16 protein-coding genes are annotated in these 15025 nt (G+C 61.0%); 9 read left to right on the top strand and 7 right to left on the bottom strand.

Annotated features, from left to right (window positions below; all coding sequences use genetic code 11):
* The 5 genes from AC1Q9F_RS00990 to AC1Q9F_RS00970 form a co-directional block, all read right to left on the bottom strand.
* Positions 1-165: a DUF2986 domain-containing protein gene (locus tag AC1Q9F_RS00990; RefSeq protein WP_492619284.1), complete on the bottom strand. Its 165-nt coding sequence runs from the start codon at positions 163-165 to the stop codon at positions 1-3.
* A gap of 52 nt (positions 166-217) precedes the next feature.
* Positions 218-913 carry a tRNA (adenine(22)-N(1))-methyltransferase gene (locus AC1Q9F_RS00985; protein WP_492619285.1) on the bottom strand — a complete coding sequence of 232 codons (696 nt, stop codon included), beginning with the start codon at positions 911-913 and terminating at the stop codon, positions 218-220.
* 116 nt (positions 914-1029) lie between these two features.
* Positions 1030-1737 carry a class I SAM-dependent methyltransferase gene (locus tag AC1Q9F_RS00980; RefSeq protein WP_492619286.1) on the bottom strand — a complete coding sequence of 236 codons (708 nt, stop codon included), beginning with the start codon at positions 1735-1737 and terminating at the stop codon, positions 1030-1032.
* 108 nt (positions 1738-1845) lie between these two features.
* Positions 1846-2442: a LysE family translocator gene (locus tag AC1Q9F_RS00975; RefSeq protein WP_492619287.1), complete on the bottom strand. Its 597-nt coding sequence runs from the start codon at positions 2440-2442 to the stop codon at positions 1846-1848.
* 51 nt (positions 2443-2493) lie between these two features.
* Positions 2494-3330: an AraC family transcriptional regulator gene (locus AC1Q9F_RS00970; RefSeq protein WP_492619288.1), complete on the bottom strand. Its 837-nt coding sequence runs from the start codon at positions 3328-3330 to the stop codon at positions 2494-2496.
* A gap of 167 nt (positions 3331-3497) precedes the next feature.
* Between AC1Q9F_RS00970 and AC1Q9F_RS00965 the strand changes: the two genes are divergently transcribed.
* Both AC1Q9F_RS00965 and AC1Q9F_RS00960 read left to right on the top strand, forming a co-directional pair.
* Complete coding sequence (locus AC1Q9F_RS00965) at positions 3498-3692, top strand: PLD nuclease N-terminal domain-containing protein (protein ID WP_492619289.1); 195 nt, start codon at positions 3498-3500, stop codon at positions 3690-3692.
* Positions 3693-3902: 210 nt separating this feature from the next.
* Entirely contained in the window at positions 3903-4997 is a 1095-nt protein-coding gene (locus AC1Q9F_RS00960) for an alpha/beta fold hydrolase (RefSeq protein WP_492619290.1), read from the top strand.
* Here AC1Q9F_RS00960 and AC1Q9F_RS00955 read toward each other — a convergent pair.
* The gene (locus AC1Q9F_RS00955; RefSeq protein ID WP_492619291.1) at positions 4985-6280 is read right to left on the bottom strand and encodes an OmpP1/FadL family transporter; all 1296 of its coding nucleotides are present in this window, start codon (positions 6278-6280) and stop codon (positions 4985-4987) included. The genes AC1Q9F_RS00960 and AC1Q9F_RS00955 overlap by 13 nt on opposite strands.
* Before the next feature lie 110 nt (positions 6281-6390).
* Positions 6391-7464: an amidohydrolase family protein gene (locus tag AC1Q9F_RS00950; RefSeq protein ID WP_492619292.1), complete on the bottom strand. Its 1074-nt coding sequence runs from the start codon at positions 7462-7464 to the stop codon at positions 6391-6393.
* Between the two features lie 162 nt (positions 7465-7626).
* Here AC1Q9F_RS00950 and AC1Q9F_RS00945 point away from each other — a divergent pair, with 162 nt between their 5' ends.
* The 7 genes from AC1Q9F_RS00945 (at position 7627) to dmpG (ending at position 14907) form a co-directional block, all read left to right on the top strand.
* Positions 7627-8265 carry a TetR/AcrR family transcriptional regulator gene (locus AC1Q9F_RS00945; protein WP_492619293.1) on the top strand — a complete coding sequence of 213 codons (639 nt, stop codon included), beginning with the start codon at positions 7627-7629 and terminating at the stop codon, positions 8263-8265.
* A 169-nt stretch (positions 8266-8434) separates the two neighbouring features.
* Positions 8435-9304 carry an alpha/beta fold hydrolase gene (locus AC1Q9F_RS00940; protein ID WP_492619294.1) on the top strand — a complete coding sequence of 290 codons (870 nt, stop codon included), beginning with the start codon at positions 8435-8437 and terminating at the stop codon, positions 9302-9304.
* Between the two features lie 9 nt (positions 9305-9313).
* The gene (locus AC1Q9F_RS00935) at positions 9314-10324 is read left to right on the top strand and encodes a VOC family protein (RefSeq protein ID WP_492619295.1); all 1011 of its coding nucleotides are present in this window, start codon (positions 9314-9316) and stop codon (positions 10322-10324) included.
* A 13-nt stretch (positions 10325-10337) separates the two neighbouring features.
* Positions 10338-12089, top strand: coding sequence for a bifunctional 3-(3-hydroxy-phenyl)propionate/3-hydroxycinnamic acid hydroxylase MhpA (gene mhpA / locus AC1Q9F_RS00930; protein WP_492619296.1), 1752 nt, complete (start codon positions 10338-10340; stop codon positions 12087-12089).
* Positions 12086-12877, top strand: coding sequence for a 2-keto-4-pentenoate hydratase (locus AC1Q9F_RS00925; protein WP_492619297.1), 792 nt, complete (start codon positions 12086-12088; stop codon positions 12875-12877). Before mhpA ends, AC1Q9F_RS00925 begins: the two co-directional genes overlap by 4 nt.
* Positions 12878-12935: 58 nt before the next feature.
* A complete protein-coding gene (locus tag AC1Q9F_RS00920) occupies positions 12936-13877 on the top strand; it encodes an acetaldehyde dehydrogenase (acetylating) (RefSeq protein WP_492619298.1) in 942 nt (313 codons plus the stop codon).
* Positions 13878-13887: 10 nt separating this feature from the next.
* Entirely contained in the window at positions 13888-14907 is a 1020-nt protein-coding gene (gene dmpG, locus AC1Q9F_RS00915; RefSeq protein WP_492619299.1) for a 4-hydroxy-2-oxovalerate aldolase, read from the top strand.
* Positions 14908-15025: the final 118 nt, after the last annotated feature.

Below are 15025 nucleotides of genomic sequence, written 5' to 3'. Positions count from 1 at the left end.
TCAGGCCTCAGTGGATTCGATCGATTCGGGCGCAGCCTCAGCCGCCAGCTTCAAACGATCCGCCTTGCTGATGTACTTCGGCTTGTTGTTCTTGGGTGCCAGTTTGGCGTTGGCCTTTCTGGATTTTTCCTTGAAGAGCTGTTGCAGTTTTTTCTGACGGTTCATGGTGTTTTGGCCTGCTTTAAAGTCTTTGAATGATATCAGCGTTGGGCCTGCTTCACCCCAGCACGTCAGTGATCCACTGCACCTGCTGCTTCAGATCCTGCACCTTCCGCTCGCACACCCCATGCCGTGCCCGTCCAAAATGAGCCAGCGTCTGCTGCTTATGCCGCAGCCGATGCTGCCACTTTGTGACAAACGCCGGACTGCGCGCCTGCAACTGCAGCGGCCCGAAGTACAGTTCCTCGGCGGTATACGTCACCGGCTCGCCTCGCTCGGCCACGATGATTTCGTAGTCGAAGCGGTTCTCTCGCAGGACTTCCTCGCAGAGGATTCGGTAGTCGTTGTCCATCAGCCATTGGCGCAGCGGTTGTTCGCCGCCGTTGGGTTGCAGGATCAAGCATTCGCGGCCGCTCAGACGCGCCTTGCCGGCTTCGAGAATGTCGCGAATGGTCTCGCCGCCCATGCCGCACACGGTAACTGCCGTGATCCCGTCCGCCGGCTCGACGGCCATCAAGCCATTGGCCAGGCGCACGGTAATCTGCTGCTCAAGATCGTTTTCGCGCACGGTGCGTTGCGCCGAACGGAACGGCGTCTCGGCCATCTCGCCCGCCACCGCCGCCGCGATCGCGCCACGGCGCATCAGGGCCACCGGCAGGTAGCCGTGATCCGAGCCGATATCAGCCAGCCGCGCACCGGCCGGCACGTGCGCCGCCACCCGCTCCAGGCGCATGGACAATGTCTGTTCGTTCAACCGCAACCCCTTTCACTCTGAACGCCCGACGCTGGTGGCCGGAACGGGGCGCGATTCTGGGGGGCAACGGCGGGGATTTCAAATGCGTGTGGTCGGATTCGTCACTCAGCCCCGAATCAACCCGTTCTACGCGTCAACCACGCTCCCCAGAACAGACTGCTGAAAAATCGGGTGGCTTCGCCGAATCCGGCCTCATTCAACAGCTTTTGAACCGCCGCCTCGGAATGCGGAGGATCGGCGCCCTGAAGAATTTTCCCCAGTTTGGCCTTCACCTCATCGGCGCTGGCACCGTTCTGGCGCCAGCGTTGTCCCCACGCTTCCAGCAGCAACGGCTGGCTGGCATACGCATAGTGATTGCCGGCCACGATCAGCGGAGCACCCGGCTTCAAACGCGCCCGAATGGATTGCAGAAGCGCTCGCTTGGCCTCATCGCCTTCCAGATGATGCAGAACGCCGATCACCGTGGCCGCGTCGTATGACTCATCGGCAGGCAAGTCGTCGACAGGCCCGAGATGCAGATCCGTTCGCGCCATCAAGTCATGCGACCGCAACTGCTCGGTCGCCGCCGCCAGCATCGGCTCGGAAGGGTCAACCGCCATGAAACGCCAGCCTGGCTCCAGGCTTCCCATCGCGATGATTTCCCGGGCTGTCCCGCCTGCGCCAACCGCCAGAATACGCGCCGAACCGGCGTTACCGAGGCTGGCCGCCAACATGCACGCGGCAAGGTCATGGCAAGCGTCATAGCCCGCCAGCGCAATGCGGCTTTGCTTGCCATATTCATTGGCGCGGGAGGTGTCGAACTTTTCAGTAGAGGAAGCGTTCAAGGGCGTTTCTCCGTGTCGTTGAATCACCCTACGTCACGAGGACTGATAATAGAAATTCATTGATTTTATGCGGTGCATTCCTGTCAGGAATGCGGAAGGTACCGATGCTTAGACCAACACCGTCAACCAGGCCGACAGCAACAACAAAAACGCCAGCCCGGCATTCATGCGCCTTAATGCCCGTGGCGAGCCAAAGAACCGCGCACTGCCCACGCCCAGCAGTGCCCACGCCGTCATGCACGGCAGACTGACCAGCAGAAACGCCAGCGACAACAGCACCATCCGGGCGGTGTCCTCGCTGCCACCGGCAAACACGCTCACCACCGCCACGGCCATCATCCATACCTTGGGGTTGATCAATTGCAGGCCGGCGGCGCCGAATACGCTAAAGCCGCCATCTGCCGTTGTGGCCGAATCCAGCGACGGCGGCGTGCTGCGAAAGATCTGCCACGCCAGCCAGCTCAGCCAGAGCACGCCGCCCCAGGCCATCGCCTGCTGCACACGGGGATAGCGCAGCAAGGTTTCCCCCACGCCGAGCCCGACCACCAGCACCACCAGCGCCGCCGACACACAGGCACCGAAGATGATCGGCACCGTGGCCGTCAGACCGCGTCGCGAGCTGTAGCTCATCACCAGAATATTGGTCGGCCCCGGGGTGATCGAGGCGACGAAGGAAAACAGCAGAAATGGCAACAACGATTCCATGACAGGACTCCCGAATCAGAACAGGAGGCCATGGTCGCGGTTGTGCGGGGTTCAGTCTGGAAGGATTGAGCAGCGCTTGCGGTAGTCCGCCGGCGTCAGGTGATAGGCACGGCGAAACCAGCGCCCGAGATGGCTCTGATCGGCGAAACCGAGGGCGCTGGCGACGGTGGCGGGTGTTTCGCCGCGCGCCAGCAACTGCCGGGCGCGGGCCAGTCGCAACTGAATCAGGTAGGCGTGTGGCGCCAAGCCGAAAGCAGCCTTGAACGCCCGGGTCAGTCGAAAGCGATCGACCCCGCAGGCTTGGGCCACATCGCCCAGCCCGATGTCCTCGAAGGCGTGCGCATGCAGATAGTCCCGCGCCACCTCGGCCACTCGTGGCAGACGCGGATCGAAAAGTTGACGCTTGCGCCAGTCGAGGTGCGACGTCAACGAACCGAGCAAGGTGTCGATGGCGGTCTGGCGCACGATGCGCAAATCGCCTTGATGCAGGGCGTTGAAGGCCTGATTGATGGCCGTGGACAGGCGCGAATCCTGGCTCAGGGTATCGGTGAATCCGAGCTGGCTGTTGTCCGGCGCATGCTCGAACAGCACGCGCAATTCGCGCTCCAGCCAGTGCGGGTCGAGGTAGAGCATGGAATAGGTGAAGCCCTCCTCCGTCGGCGCGTGTCCGTCGTGGATCTCACCCGGTTCCAGCATGAAAATCTTGCCCGGCGTACTCAGATGCCGCACCCGCCGGCAATGAAACTGCTGCACGCCCTGCTCGGTGACGCCCACCAGAAAGCTGTCGTGCCAGTGCGGATCGTAGGCGTGGCCCTGGAAATGGGCACGAATCGACTCGATCCCGGTGTCGGCATCCTGGGACAGCTCGATCCAGTTGCGTTTGTCCACGCAAGGCTCCGAAGGCAGTGGTTGTTCGTCAAAGGCGTCTACGTTACCGCGACTTTGCCGATGGGTTTAGAACATTTGTGCAGGTGCGCAAGGCAAACCATCAAGCAAATTTAATGAACCCTGAGTGGCATGCCCCGCCTAACCCAATGACCATCAGGAGGTAGCCCATGCAACTTGAAACCACGTGGATCTTACTGGCCGTCGTTCTTTTGCTCATCGAATTGTGGGCGATCAACCGGGTGCGCAAGAGTGAGGGGAAAGCCAGCAACAAAGGCGTCTGGATTGTATTGATCGTGTTTGTGCCGCTGTTCGGGCTGATCGCCTGGGCGCTGGCCGGGCCAAAGCACGTCACTCAGGCCTGAAGCCGAAGGCAAGCAAGAGCCCCGAACATTCGGGGCTTTTTGTTGGCCGCAGGTTTGTATCGCAGTGTGTACGAACGCCTCCCGGATACATGCCCTCGCATCAGCCAACGAAAACGGAAACAGCGCAGATACGTGGCCAGTCTTTAATGAACGCCAGATACGAAGGGTTCAGCCAGAACCCGGCCCTCACCGATCATAAGGAGACTTGCCATGAAGCACGCACCACACGCCACCGTCGCTACCGGGAAAAACCGTCGCCGCCTGCTGGGCCTGTCGCTGCTCGCCACCGCGCTGCTGCAGTTCGGCGCGCTCGCCCAGGCACAAACCACGGCACCGGAGGCGATCAAGACCGAGGCCGCCAGCGTCAAAGCCGACCTGCCCTTCGGCCCGCTGAAACACGTGAAGGCCGGCCTGCTGGACGTGGCCTACGCCGAAACCGGCCCGGCCAATGGCCCGGTGGTAATTCTGCTGCACGGCTGGCCCTACGACATTCACAGCTACGACGACGTCGCGCCGCTGCTGGCGGCCAAGGGTTATCGGGTGTTGATGCCGTATGCCCGGGGTTATGGCGACACGCATTTCCTGTCCGACAAGACCGTGCGCAACGGCCAGCCGGCGGCGCTGGCCAGTGACGTGATCGATTTCATGGATGCGCTGAAGATCAAACAAGCCGTGCTCGGCGGCTACGACTGGGGCGCGCGTTCGGCGGACATCGTGTCGGCGCTGTGGCCTGAACGGGTGAAGGCGCTGGTATCGGTCAGCGGCTATCTGATCGGCAATCAGGCCGCCGGCAAGAATCCGCTGCCGCCCAAGGCCGAGTTGCAGTGGTGGTATCAGTTCTACTTCGCCACCGACCGTGGTGAGGCCGGTTACACCAAGAACACCCATGATTTCGCCAAGCTGATCTGGCAACTGGCGTCACCGAAATGGGCCTTCGACGACGCCACCTTCGACCGCAGCGCCAAGGCCTTGCAGAACCCGGATCACGTCGCGATCACCGTGTTCAACTACCGCTGGCGTCTGGGCCTGGTGCAGGGTGAAAGCCAGTACGATGCACTGGAACAGAAACTCACCACCGCACCGTCGATCAGCGTGCCGACTATCACCCTGGAAGGCGATGCCAACGGCGCGCCGCACCCGGCGCCCGAGGACTACGCCAAGCGCTTCACCGGCAAATACCAGTTCCGCCTGATCAACGGCGGCATCGGTCACAACCTGCCACAGGAAGACCCGAAAGCCTTCGCTCAAGCGATCATCGACGCCGATCACCTCTTGTCGTCGAGCAAGACTGATCAGAAGCTGTGATTCAACTGCAGCCCAGCGCCATTGACCGTGTTCTGGTAGGTGGCGCTATAACCCGGGCGCAGGCCACCCTGCGTCGTGTCCTGTGAAACCTTCACCGGGTCTTCGTGGATGTAGCCGTAACCCAGATCCAGAGAGGTCTGATCGGTCATCTGCCAGTTCAGGCCCACCGTGAAAATCTTCCGGTCTCCCGTTGGCGCACGGGTGGATGTGTACTGATTGGGCATCGGCGTCGGTTCATAGGCGATCCCGCCACGAACCTTCCATTGCTTGTTCAGGCGATAGGACATGCCGGTGGAGAACGACCAGGTGTCACGCCACTTCAGGGTTTCGAGGATCGTATCGAAAGGGCCATAGGCCTGTGGCACGCCGGAATTCAGCACCCTCAACTCCTGCACGCGGCTCCAGCGACTCCACAACGCGCCGGCGGAGACATCCAGTCGATCATTGATACGCCAGGTCGCCGAGGCATCGACCGTTTCCGGTGAAGTGAAATCCAGGCTCGCGTCATATTTGCCGTTGAGCCCCGGCAGCCCCAGCCCCGGGATCGGTGCCAGCAATCCATTGGCACCTGAGACCTTGGTCTTTCCGCTCAGGTTGTAATCGACTCTGGAGTGATAGGTGAGCCCCAGGGTCAGGTCGTCGAGCGGGTCGAACAGGATGCCCAGACTGAAGCCCATGGCCGTGTCGTCGCCGGTGACTTTGACAGTCCCGTCGCCCTGCCCGCCCACCGCGCTGTTGGCGATCTTGCTTTCGAGCAGCCCGTCGATACGGTTGATCGTCGGCCCAAAACCCACGGACAGTCGATCATTGATCCGGTAACTGACCGTCGGCTGCAAGGTAACGACCTTCACCTGAGTCTGCGAGCTGCGGTAGCGTCCCTGGAAGGTGCTCTCATAGTCTGTGCTCCCGCCAAAAGGGGCGTAAACCCCGAAGCCCACGTGCCAGTCATCGTTGAGTTGCAGCGTGTAGAAGCCCGATGGCACGACGATCGGATCAGGCACCATATCGCCGTGTGAAGTGCCCGACACCGTGGTATTGACGTTGCTGATGCGCGAACTGACAACGATGAAACTGAGACCGCCACTGACGTGTTCACCCGCCAGACGGGACATGCCGGCGGGGTTGCCGTAAACGATGGAGGCGTCCTGAACATCAGAAGCCCGACCGGAATAAGCCTTGCCTGCGGAGCTTATGCTTTGTTCGTTGATTTGCAGGCCGTTGGCCAGGAGTTGAGTGGAGGTGAGGCAAAGCCCCAGCACGCAAAGCTGATTTCTTATTGTCATGATTTGGCTCTTGTTATTTTTTTGGCGGGCGCGAACACCCGAGGCACGCGGGTGGATCTCTGGATTCAATGATGTGAAACGTCGCCGCCCATCCTTGGCGACGGATTGATTCAGCGTTTGCGCATCCGCTCTGCCAGCGCACCGATCGGTCGGGTCATGCTGCGTCGCAAGCGTTGAGAGAAGGATTCGCCCTCATAGATCGGCGCCGGAGTGACCACTTCATTCGGCTGGCGGTACTGCGGAAAAAGACTGAGTGCATGGGCCCGGTTGATGCCGTGCATGATCGCCGGCGACCACATCTCCAGGCTTTCCAGCGTCCGGCACTGCAGCGCCGTGGCGGGAGCCGGGGCAAAGGGATAGTCACTGCCGAAAAGAATGTGTGACGGTTCCACCAGTTCCTTGAGCGCCGCCATGGAATAAGGTGACGGTGACAACGCCGTGTCGAAGTAAAAGCGACGGATGTAGGTCATGACCCCTTGCGGCGCGTGCTGCTGAAATTCCGGCAACATGTTGGCCAGCGAGACACGCCAGGCCACAAACGGCAGGAAGCCGCCGGAGTGGGACAGAATCCAGCGAATGCCGGGATAGCGCTCCATGGTCCCGCCAAGGATCAGATTGACTGCCGCGCGCGTGGTGTCGCAGAGAAACTCAATGAGAAATCCCGGGGTCTGCAGACCGATGCTTTCGCTGGTCTGGTGCATGTTGGGATGGATGAATACCACGGCTTTTCGGCGGTCGAGTTCGGCCATCAGTTCGTCGAAGCGCGGATCACCCAGAAACACCCCGTCGGTGCTGCCCAGCAAAACAATGCCCTCGGCCTTGAGCACGTCCAGCGCGTGAACGGCTTCACGGCAGGCGGCCTCGGTGAACGGCATCGGCAGCACCGCGAAGTTGCCGAAACGGCTCGGATAGCGTGTACGCATCTGCGCGGCGAACTCGTTGCAGCGTCGCGCCAGCTCGCTGGCTTGTCGGACCCCGTCACCGAAGTGGACGCCGGGCGCAGACAGCGAGGTGATTGCCCGTTCGATGCCGTTCGCATCCATCACCTCAATGGATTTTTCCGGCGTCCAGGCTGGCAGCGGCGCTCCCGCAACGGAGTGCAGCCCTCTGGCATTCATCGCATCGACGAATGCAGGTGGAATGATGTGATGGTGGACATCGATACGGCCTTGCTTGATTGACATGCTGACTCTCTTGTTTGGGCTTCGACCGAGCGCCTACGGCCACTGGGTAAAGAACTGTGCTCGGTGGGCGTACAACTTTCGAGATCAATATTGAACATTTGTGTTCAATTATGTCAATGATCGACAAACGCTGATTTGCTTTATTTTGAACGCGCTTGTTCAATGTCCGGAATTTCTCCGTTGGAGCTCATTGCTTTGAAACTCAGTCCCGTGCAGAAGCGCATCCATGAAGCTGCGATCCGGCTGTTTGTCGAGAAACGTGTCGAAGAGGTCAATGTCAGCGAACTGGCGCAGATCGCCGGGGTAGCGCGCGGCACGATCTACAACAACCTCAACTCGGTGGAGACGCTGTTCGAAGATGTCGCCAGCCAGCTCAGTGCCGAAATGAACGACAGGGCCGCGCGCAGTGCAGATCCCCATGCGTCCCCCGCCGTCCGCCTGGCCACCGGTATCCGCCTGTATATCCGCCGCGCCCATGAAGAGCCGCACTGGGGGGCGTTTATCGTGCGCTACGGGGCCAGCAATGAGACGCTGCAACAGATGTGGAGCGGTCCGCCCATGCACGATGTGCTCAGCGGCCTGAGCAGTGAGCAATACAGCTTTCGACAGGAGCAACTGCCTTCGGTGATGGCGATGATCGGTGGTGGCGTGCTGGGGGCCACGATGCTGGTACTTCAGGGTCACAAAACCTGGCGCGACGCGGGTTCCGATATGGCCGAATTCGTTCTCAGGGCGCTCGGCGTGCCAGCCGATTACGCGCGCAGCATCGCAACTCAGGATCTGCCCCTTCTCGCCGCCTGATGTCCTGCGCTGATTTTTCTTGAGCCAGATCCCTTGGGAGTCTGGCTTTTTTATTGTCCACAAAAAAGACAATTGAACACTGTTGTTCAATTCTAATCTTGAGTGTTAGAGTCTGCCGAAAGCACGTACCCATCGCCTGGGTCGAAGTGCCTCACGCCAGGAACTGACAATGAACAATAAAGAACCTCTTCCTGCCCTGACCTCACGAACGGTGCAAGTGGGTCGTCGGCAGATTTTCATCAGCGAAACGGGCGTCGGCCATCCTCTGCTGATGCTTCACGGTGGCGGAGCGGGAGCCTCGGGGCTTTCCAACTACTCGCGCAATATCGAATCGCTTGCCCAGCAGTTCCGGGTCATTGTGGTCGACATGCCCGGTTATGGCCGATCCACCAAAGGTGTGGATCGCAAGGACCCCTTCGGCGATCTCGCGGGGGCGATGCTCGGCCTGCTCGACACCCTGAACATCAGCAGCGCTCACGTGGTGGGCAACTCTTTGGGTGGTGCCTGTGCCTTGCGCATGGCGCTGGATGCACCCGGCCGGGTGTCGGCTCTGGTGCTGATGGGCCCCGGTGGCGTCAATACCACTCGCAGCCTGCCGACACCGGGTCTCAAGCTGTTGCTCGACTACTACAACGGTGAAGGCCCGACGCTGGCCAAGATCACGCGTTTTATCCGCGACTACCTGGTGTATGACGGCAGCCAGGTCAGTGACGAGATGATCCGCGAGCGTTTCGAGGCGAGTATCGACCCGCAGGTCATTGCGGCCCCTCCCCTGCGCCGGCCAACCGGTATTCCCAGCTTCTCGCGCTGGGATTTCACCCGCGATTCGCGCCTCAAGCATTGCCAGGTTCCGACCCTGGTGCTCTGGGGCGCGGACGACAAGGTCAATCGTCCCAGCGGCGGCGAGGCGCTGCGCAGCCGCATGCCGGATTGCAACCTCTACCTGTTCAGCCGGACCGGTCATTGGGTGCAGTGGGAACGTGCGGACGAATTCAACTCCGTGACCCTGGCGTTCCTCGCCAGTCGCACAGCGCGCTGAGTTGTCGTCATGAACAATCAAGCAACGATCAGTCGAACAACGCCGGACATCTTCGGCGCCAGCAGCATGGGCTATGCGTTGATCGAGTCTCGCCACCTGGCGCGTTGGCGTGAGCTGCTCCAGCACGGCATCGGCCTGCACCTGGCCAGTTCGGACGAGCAAACCCTGGCTTTTCGTATGGATCAGCACCAGCGGCGGATCATCATCCAGCGAGGTCCGCAGGAAGATTTTCTTGCCGTCGGCTGGCAGTTACGCGACCAGTCAACCCTCGATGAAGTGCTCAAACGCCTGCAACGCCTCGGTATCCAAGCGCAGCCCAGCCAACCGGAAGAAGCCGCACAACGCGGCGTGAAAAGGTTCTGGCGGGTGCTCGGCCCCAAACGCATGGCCGTCGAGCTGTTCTGGGAGCCGCTGCTGACCGACAAGCCACTGAACATGCTCAGTGCAGGTTTCATCACCGGTTCCGCCGGGATGGGCCACTTGGCGATCACCTCGCGCAAACCACAGCAGATGCAACGTTTCTGGCAGGAAATATTTGATGCAAGAGCCAGCGACCACATCGTCGAGCGGATTGCCGGAGTGACCCTGGACATTGATTTCTTCCGGGTCAACGAACGTCACCACTCGATTGCCATCGCCCGTTTGCGTGGCCTGCCAATGGATCCGATTCGTACCCGTGTGCAACACATGAACATGCTGACCACCTCGGTCAGCGAACTGACCAACGCCTATTTGCGCTGCCGCACGCTCGGTTTCGAAATGGCCCACGAAATCGGTGAGCACCCCAACGACCGTGAGCAATCGTTCTACGTGATGAGCCCCAGCGGTTTCGAGCTGGAACTGGGTTGCAACGCCAGGGTGGTCGATGAGGCGCATTGGCGCACAACCTCCTATCAAGGCATCAGCCTGTGGGGGCATCGCCCGGAGAAAAGCGGTGCCTGGCACACGTTGGCCACCAACCTGGCCAACTTCGCCCGCGGCACACGTTCGTTGCTCAAGCCCGAATATTCACCGCTGTAAGAGAGATATCGTCATGAATAACAAAAACGAGTCTGTAACGAGCGTCGACGTGATTATTTCCGGGCTTGGCCCGACGGGCGCCACGCTCGCGCATCTGCTCGGCAAGCGTGGTCTGTCGGTGCTTGTGCTGGAGCGCGAGCCACTGTTTTATGGCAACGCCCGGGCGGTCTACACGGACGACGAGTGTATGCGCGTCATGCAGGCGGCCGGTGTTGCCGCCGAGCTTTCAGCCAACATGCAAGTCGATACCCCCGCTCAGTGGGTGCTGGCCAATGGCAAGATCCTCGGCCAGTACTGGCGCCTCGATCGCCCCTATGGCTGGCCGATCATCAACTTCCTTTACCAGCCCTGGCTGGAAACCACGCTGAGCGATCTGCTCGAGCGTTACCCCAATGTGCGGGTTGCCCGTGGCCGCGAGCTCACGCAGTTCACACAGGATGAACATGGGGTGACCGTGACCCATCAGGCCACCAGCACCTTTCGTTTCAGTGATGCGACGGATGCCCGTCAGGCCTGTGAAGTCGATCCGGACCCGCAAACTATTCGCGGGCGCTATCTGGTGGGGGCGGACGGCGGCCGCAGTACGGTCCGCGAGGCCTTGGGCATCGGCATGAGCGGCAAGAACTTTCCCGAACCCTGGCTGGTGGTCGACCTGGAGATGAAGGAAGGCGAGGATGCCTTGCGTCATCTGCCCTATTTCAGTTTCATCTGCGACCCTGATTGCCCGACAGTCTGCTGTCCTCAGCCCGGTCGTTTCCATCGCTTCGAATTCATGCTGATGCCCGGCCAGACGCGCGAACAGATGGAAGACCCGACCGTGGTGCGCAACCTGATCAGCCGTTACGTCGACCCGGACAAGTTCGAGGTCAAACGCAAGCTGGTCTACACCTTCAACGCCCTGGTGGCGAAGGATTGGCGCAAGGGCCGGGTATTGATTGCCGGCGATGCTGCCCACATGACGCCGCAGTTCATGGGTCAGGGCATGAGTTCCGGTGTGCGTGACGCCTACAACCTGGCCTGGAAAATCGACGCCGTGATCAAGGGGCAAGCCGGTGAGCGGCTGCTTGATACCTATGGCAGCGAACGCTTCCACCATGCCAAGGCGATGATTGATATTTCGGTGCAGATGAAAGACTTCGTCTCGATGTCCAGCCCCGTTTCCAGTCTGATGCGTAACCTGCTGGTCAAGACCGTCCTGGCGACACCATTTCTTGGCCGCTATGTTCGCGAAGGCCGTTTCAAACCGGCCCCGACCTATGCCCCTGACAGCTATCTGGGCATGCCACGCCGCCATCGGCGCTCCCCGGAAGGCCGGATGATTCCGCAACCCGAAGTCCGCACCTTCAAGGGCCAGCGCGTATTGCTCGACGACCTGTTGGGCGACGGTTTTGCCTTGATCGGTCTTGAGGTCGATCCACGCGCCCACCTGAGTCAGGCGTCGCGGAAACTGCTGGATATCCAGCACACGCGTTTCGCCACCCTCTTCCCGTTCGGTACCCGTCCACAGGGCGCCGATACCGGTCGTTCCAATACCAGTGAACTGCTCGAACTGGAGGATGTGCAGGGTGAGATGGTCGCGTGGTTCAAGCGCTCGGGGTTCTCCAGCGGAGCCGTCGCCGTGGTGCGCCCGGACAAATTCACCTTCGCCATGGTCGAGGCCGCGGATCTGGATCGGGCGATCAACGAACTCAAGTTCCAGCTGCAATGGAGCCCTGGTTCTGACGTCGTCGCGGAAGAACCCCGGCTGCTGAGGAAAATCGCATGAGCCAGTTCCCTTTGCAGCCTCTGCAAGACGCCGCCGCAGCCCTGGCCAGAGCACGGGAGCAACGCGAACCCTGTGCACGGATCTCGTCCACATTCGGTATCGATTCGTTGACCGGCGCCTATGCCGTACAGGAGATCAACACCCAACGGGCGCTGGCCCAGGGGCGACGCCTGGTCGGCCGTAAAATCGGACTGACCTCGGCTGCCGTGCAACAGCAACTGGGCGTCGATCAACCGGATTTCGGCATGCTGTTCGCGGATATGGAAATCGCCGATGGCGTTGAAATCCAGGTCAGTCAGTTGATCCAGCCCAAGGCCGAAGGCGAGATTGCGTTCGTTCTGGGCCGCGATCTTCCATATGAAGATACGACCCTCGCGGAACTGCTGCGGGCGGTGGAGTACGTGGTGCCTGCGTTGGAAATCGTCGATTCGGCCATCGAGAACTGGAACATATCGCTGGTGGACACGGTGGCGGACAACGCTTCATCGGGGCTGTATGTGCTGGGTAAACAGCCGACTCCACTCGCCTCGCTGGACCTTCGGCTGGAAGGCATGCTGCTGGAAAAGAATGCCGCCACGGCCTCGATCGGTGTCGGTGCCGCGTGTCTCGGCAATCCGGTGGACGCCTGCCTGTGGCTGGCTCGCACCATGGCCCGGATGGGCCGTCCCTTGCAGGCCGGCGACGTGTTGCTCTCCGGCGCCCTGGGGCCGATGACGCCTCTCGTGGCCGGGGACAGTCTGCACTTGCACCTGACCCGACTTGGCCAGATCAGTTGCCGCTTCATCTGACCTGCCCGTCCTTCTGCGCCAGGCTGCCGTGGCCTGGCCCTTCTGAGAGATTGCTCCCATGAGTCAAACCAAACTCAAGGTCGCCATCATCGGTTCCGGCAACATCGGCACCGACCTGATGATCAAGATTCTGCGCAACGCCAGACACCTGGAAATGGCGGTGATGGTCGGGATCGACCCTGCGTCCGACGGTCTCGCCCGTGCTGAACGCATGGGCGTTGCGACCACCCACGAGGGCGTTGAAGGCCTGACCCGCCTGAACACGTTCAAGGACATCGACTTCGTCTTCGACGCCACCTCGGCGGGTGCCCATCTGGAGAACGAGAAGCTCCTGCGCTCGATCAAGCCGGGTATCCGCCTGATCGACCTCACTCCGGCGGCTATCGGCCCTTACTGCATTCCAGTGGTCAACCTGGAGCAAAACCTGAATCGACTCAACGTCAACATGGTCACCTGTGGTGGTCAGGCGACCATTCCAGTGGTCGCTGCCGTATCCCGTGTTGCCCGGGTTCACTACGCCGAAATCGTCGCTTCGATCGCCAGCAAATCCGCCGGCCCCGGCACCCGCGCCAACATCGACGAGTTCACGGAAACCACCTCCAGGGCTATCGAAATGGTGGGTGGGGCTTCCAGAGGCAAGGCGATCATCATCATGAACCCCGCCGAACCTCCGCTGATGATGCGTGACACGGTGTTCGTGCTGTCCGAAACCGCCGATCAGGCGCAGATCGAGGCTTGCGTCGAGGAGACGGTGGCGGCAGTCCAGGCCTATGTGCCGGGCTACCGTTTGAAACAGAAGGTTCAGTTCGACGTCATTGCCGAATCGGCCCCCCTGAACATTCCGGGGCTGGGACGCTTCAGCGGCCTCAAAACTTCGGTATTCCTCGAGGTCGAAGGCGCCGCCCATTACCTGCCAGCCTACGCCGGCAATCTCGATATCATGACCTCCGCTGCCTTGGCCACTGCCGAGCGCATGGCGCAGTCGATGCTCAACGCCTGAGGGGCCCGACATGACATTCAATCCCGGCAAGAAAATCTACATCTCCGACGTCACCCTGCGCGACGGCAGCCATGCCATCCGACATCAGTACTCACTGCAGAATGTGCAAGACATTGCGCGCGCACTGGACAAGGCCAGGGTCGATTCGATCGAAATCGCCCACGGCGACGGCCTGCAGGGTTCGAGCTTCAACTATGGCTTTGCCGCCCATACCGATCTGGAATGGATCGAAGCGGCGGCCGATGTCCTCGAGCACGCCAAAATCACCACCCTGCTGCTGCCGGGGATCGGCACGGTGCACGACCTCAAGGCCGCCTATGACGCCGGCGCACGGGTGGTGCGCATCGCCACGCACTGTACCGAGGCCGACGTTTCGAAACAGCACATCGAATACGCTCGCGAACTGGGCATGGACACCGTCGGTTTCCTGATGATGAGCCACATGATCGCCCCTGAGCATCTGGCGGCCCAGGGCCGGCTGATGGAAAGCTATGGCGCGACCTGCGTGTACATGGCCGACTCCGGTGGCGCGATGAACATGCAGGACGTTCGCGAGCGATTCCGGGCGTTCAAAGCCGTTCTGAAACCGGAAACCGAAACCGGCATGCACGCCCACCACAACCTTTCGCTGGGCGTCGCCAACTCGATCACCGCTGTCGAGGAAGGCTGCGACCGGATCGATGCAAGTCTCGCCGGTATGGGTGCCGGCGCCGGCAACGCGCCGCTGGAGGTTTTTATTGCCGCCGCCGAACGTCTCGGCTGGAACCACGGCACCGACCTCTACAGGCTGCTCGACGCCGCTGACGACATCGTCCGCCCGCTGCAGGATCGGCCGGTACGAGTCGACCGTGAAACGTTGGCACTGGGTTATGCCGGCGTCTATTCAAGCTTCTTGCGGCATGCCGAAATTGCCGCCGCCAAATATGGCCTCAAGACCCTCGACATTCTTGTCGAGCTGGGTAAGCGGCGCATGGTCGGCGGGCAGGAAGACATGATCGTCGACGTCGCGCTGGATCTGCTCAAGCGTTGAACCGTGCAACATGGCCGGCTTACCGCCCACGCAGCGGTGGGCCGGTCTCTGAGCTGTATCGGGTAGAGCTCCGGCAGCGTGTGCGCTGCGACTTCGGGCGCCCACGACAGGCGCCTTG

Source organism: Pseudomonas sp. GW823-FHT04A03 (assembly GCF_058796615.1).
Note: the sequence above shows the minus strand (reverse complement) of the source record. Positions and strands in the feature narration are given on the sequence as shown.